The sequence below is a fragment of the Petrocella sp. genome (genome assembly GCF_059865615.1).
This window is the reverse complement of record NZ_JCBCDA010000104.1, coordinates 1-4,572: the sequence shown is the minus strand read 5'-3', so window position 1 is coordinate 4,572 and position 4,572 is coordinate 1. Positions and strand designations below refer to the sequence as shown.

The following is a 4,572-nucleotide window of genomic DNA, read 5'->3' as shown; positions in this document are numbered from 1 at the left end:
TAAGAAATATGGACGCGTCGCCTGCTCGATCTGTAAATTTCCCGTTTTTCCTAATGCCCATTTTCTCTAACCATAAATCAAATTCCTTAATAGGTTTTAAATTCAACAATTCTCGGAGTGTTTGTGCTTCATGATATCCAGTACATTGATAGTTCAACATGACGTCATCGCCAACAGGGATACCCATAAAATAATTACATCCAGCTGTTGTTAAGAGTACCGCTAGATTCTCAATATCATTTTGGTCGGCTTTCATATGGTTGGTGTAACAAGCATCCACGCCCATTGGTATACCAGATAGTTTGCCCATGAAATGATCTTCAAGACCTGCTCTAATAACCTGATGGTTGTCATATAAAAATTCCGGTCCGATAAATCCAACAACTGTGTTGACCAAGAAGGGTTGATATCTTTTTGCATAACCATAGCATCTTGCCTCAAGGGTTAATTGGTCCGCACCATGATGGGCGTCGGAGGACAATTCAGATCCTTGTCCAGTTTCAAAATACATGACATTGGGTCCGGTTGATGTCCCTTCCTTTAGTACCAAGGCTCGGGCTTCGTCTAACATTTCAGTCGTCACACCAAAAGCTTCATTTCCTTTTTGAGAACCGGCTATGCTTTGAAAAATCAGGTCAGATGGGGCGCCTTCTCTTATGGCTTTCATCTGGGTTGTAACATGACCAAGTACACAAGCTTGGGTTGGAATCTCCCATTTGTTTTTTAGGTCTGCAAAAATTTTTAATACATTGCTAATACTGTTTACTGAATCATCTACCGGATTGAGTCCGATTACCGCATCACCAACGCCATAGGAAAGTCCTTCCATAGTAGAAATCATAATCCCGTCCAAATCATCTGTAGGATGGTTGGGTTGCAACCTTATAGATAAGGTGCCTGGAAGTCCTATGGTCGTATTACAATGGGCTGTTATTCTAATCTTACTTGCACCATAGATTAGGTCTAGGTTGGACATGATTTTTGTTACCGCTGCAACCATTTCACTTGTTAGGCCTCTACTTATTCTTACTAAATCACTTTCTTTTGTGTTGGAATCTAAGATCCATTCTCTAAGTTCACTCACAGTCCAATTCTGAATCTCTCCATAGATTTTTTCATTGACCGCATCTTGAATAACCCTTGTTACTTCATCTGTTTCATAAGGAATCACAGGGTTGTTTCTCAAATCCTTCAACACAAGATTGCTCAGAACCTCTTTGGCCGCTACCCGTTCCGTAACGGTGTTTGCGGCAATGCCCGCTAACTTATCTCCGGATTTTTCTTCGTTCGCTTTTGCTAAGACTTCTTTGACTGAACTAAATTGATACACGTCTCCAAATAACTTGGTTTTTAACCTCACACCTATCACCTCTTCTTCTAATATTGATGGTAAAGCTCAAAACTATGTTTCTTTAATTAATATCCAAATGCTAATGTTTTGATGACAATTGGGACGACCCTACCATTTGCCAACGGCCTTCCGATGTCAATAAAATCACCATTACTCACATTCACAGCATCGATACAAACAACATCTTTCTTATACTCTAAATAGGTTTGTATGGTTTGTCCCAGCGCCTTTGCTATGTCATTTTCTACGATGACCACCAGCGGCACCTCCATACTTATAATCTCCGCCATCCCACTAATAATTGTCTGTGCCAGTAACTTTAGCTCTCCAAAGCTTATACTCTTCACCCCCTTAATGGCCAAAGCCACCTGTTGTTTCTCATTATGTAAGCCAAACCAACTGACTTTTTCTTTGATGGCCTGACTCAGTGCTTCGTATCCCAGTTCCTCATCTTCTACCGAAAGCTTGAGTATCGGTATGTTTTTAAGTGGAAAAATATCTTTTGAGAACGTGATTGTACTTCCGCTAATATCTGTCGTGTGACTGCCAGCTCCTACAACCGTTGCTCTAATCGTCTCCGTTGGCTCGTATATGCTAAAAGTATTGTTCAGATTCAAGTTTTTTATACTTTTGCCAAGAAATATACCAATATCACCGTAAATAAGATTTTTTTCTTCTAAATAGGTCCCATAGATACAGTCAGCAACACCACCTGAAAATGAGATGGACTCTATGTCATAATTTCTTTTTAAGTCCTTTGTCGTTAGCATCAACTTTAGAGCCTCGGTTACTTTTCTAATACCCAGAACCTCTTCAATCAGTTCTGCCATTCGGTTCGTTATCTTTTTAATATTATCTACTGAAATAACCTGGCCGACCTCAATCAAAATACCCATATGATCTGCTAACCTTTTAACTTTTTTTGAGATATATTCAACTTTCATGCTATCTGGATGAAGCTTAATAAGCCGCCCTCCCAGATCAATACAAGTGGTATCAATAATCTCACCGTCCTTGAATACTGAGATATTCGTCGTGCCGCCACCAATATCCAGATTCACCACGACACTTCTGTTGGACTTAGAATATAGGTCTGCACCAGCACCTTTTCCGGCAATAATGGCTTCAAGATCCGGCCCTGCTGTGGCTACGACAAAGTCACCTGCTAAGCCACTCAGTTTTTCCAGTACAAGAGATGCATTCGCTTTTCTTGCTGTTTCTCCAGTGATTATAACCGCCCCTGTATCCACTTCTTTTGGATGGATGCCAGCTTTTTTATAGTCATTTTCAATGATTATTCTAATGGCTTCGCCGTCAATCTCAGTATCTGATATTAAAGGGGTAAAATAGATGCTACTCTTATAAATGACTTCTTTTTCTACTATTCTAATTTTGGGTATGGAAAAAGCCGATGCTGTGTTTTCAATGGTTAGTCTGCTAAATACCAATTGAGTTGTTGAAGTACCGATGTCAATGCCTACGCTGATAATTTTCTCTTCCAAGATAACCCCTCCCCAAACGCAAAAATTGGCCTAAAAAGTATGCTTACATACTCCTTAGGCCAACATTGCCTTTCACAAAAACACTACGTTGTGTTTTCTATTCATTTATAAAATCGAATATTATTTTCGTGCCGTTTTCACTGGAATTCAAATCCAGATGACCTTGTAACTTATCTTTTACAATACTACTTACAATATTCAGTCCAAGGCTATCTGCTTTTATGGATTTTACGTCAAATCCTTTGCCATTATCAATGACAGACATACTTGAGTACAGATTTCCTTTTTGAATCCAAATATCGATCCTACCATTTGATTTACCATCGAAGGCATGTTCAATGGAGTTTTGCAAAAGCTCATTGACCACCAAGGCGATGGAAGTTGCCTTATCCGAGTTAACCGTCAGACTGTCTCCTTCTATAGATATGCTAATATGATCTACTGTTGATAAGCCGTATCTAAGGGTACTCTCTTTTATTTTGCTTACAATTGTTTTAAGGTCGACGTCATCTACACCATTTTGCGCCAGTAGCTCATGGGTAACCGCGATCCCAAGAATTCTATTGATACTTACATTAAAAGCTTCATTGACCAAATTATTATTAATTCTTCTCGACTGGAGACTAAGAAGGCTGGCTATGGTCTGTAAATTATTCTTGACTCGATGATGAATTTCTCTTATGGCCACGGATTTGAGGATGATTTCTTTTTCTTTTTCTCTCACTTCCGTAATGTCTTTAATGAGCATGGTAAGCCCTGTTATGACATTTTGTCGTTTTAATGTTGCGTATTTTATTTGTAAGGTGAGTCTGCCAACAGTAACTTCTGATATTTTCAAGCTAGGTTCTTCGACTACTTTGTTGAATACGCACCCATCTAATACCAGATTTTCAAAATGCATTCCAATAATGCTATCTCTATAACCCAGTTCCTCGTACAACCTTTTTGCCCCGGGATTACCATAATTGCTAATGCCTTGTTGATCAAAGATAATAATAGCATCATTGATATGGTAAGTAACGGTATATTCACTGTCTTTAACATTCAGCAAGGATTCTGTCAGTTGTCCTGTTGTTTCAGCCAGAAATTCCATCTTTTCATTTTGCTTAACCGATGTTGTAATGTCTTGTTCCATAATCAATACGCCAATAACTTCCCCCTTGTCATTTTGTATGGGTACAACATTCTGTTTGACGTTTTTGTTCTCTTGGGTTAGAGCCTTAAGATCTCTTGTTGCCATTCCAATATCTAAGGTCCTTAGGGCCGCTGGTTCATTCTTTCTATAAGCCAATTCTCCAACCACGGAATACTCATACATGGAGGCGTGGGAGGTCGGTTTGGCTTCTGCCACAACAATGGCTGCATTGGGGTCGCTGGTCATACAATCTATAAACACATCTGCCTTTACGAGATCCGCTATGATTGGAAGCACCCTAGCGATGCTCTCTAGTTTTATGATATCTTCACCACTTAGATTCGTGTATTTATTGCATAACGCTCTTAGCATTGTATTTGCTCCTGGCCTATTCTTGATGATTCATAATGATTGCATTGGCAATGTTCTTCATAGAAGCGTGCTTTTCCATACTCAGTTTTCTAATGAGATTGTAGGCCTCTTTGTCGGTTATTCGATTATGATCCATAAGAATACCTTTTGCCCGGTCAATGGACTTCCTGGCTTCTAACTGATTTTTTAGCTTTTCTGTGTCTTCTTTTATT

4 protein-coding genes are annotated in these 4,572 nt (G+C 39.3%); all 4 read right to left on the bottom strand.

Annotated elements, in window-relative coordinates:
• Positions 1-1,360, bottom strand: a 1,360-nt coding sequence (locus AC6F8J_RS11275) for an ethanolamine ammonia-lyase subunit EutB (protein WP_500723429.1), incomplete at its 3' end; no start/stop codon positions are given.
• A 56-nt stretch (positions 1,361-1,416) separates the two neighbouring features.
• Positions 1,417-2,853 carry an ethanolamine ammonia-lyase reactivating factor EutA gene (gene eutA, locus AC6F8J_RS11270; RefSeq protein ID WP_500723428.1) on the bottom strand — a complete coding sequence of 479 codons (1,437 nt, stop codon included), beginning with the start codon at positions 2,851-2,853 and terminating at the stop codon, positions 1,417-1,419.
• Positions 2,854-2,950: 97 nt separating this feature from the next.
• Positions 2,951-4,360, bottom strand: a complete 1,410-nt coding sequence (locus AC6F8J_RS11265) for a histidine kinase N-terminal domain-containing protein (protein WP_500723427.1) — start codon at positions 4,358-4,360, stop codon at positions 2,951-2,953.
• A 16-nt stretch (positions 4,361-4,376) separates the two neighbouring features.
• Positions 4,377-4,572: ANTAR domain-containing protein (locus AC6F8J_RS11260; RefSeq protein WP_500723426.1), on the bottom strand; the 196-nt coding region annotated here is incomplete at its 5' end.

What these genes read in the sequence shown, in the direction of transcription:
- AC6F8J_RS11265 (WP_500723427.1), bottom strand. Translation starts at nt 4,360, where the DNA reads ATGCTAAGAGCGTTATGCAATAAATACACGAATCTAAGTGGTGAAGAT.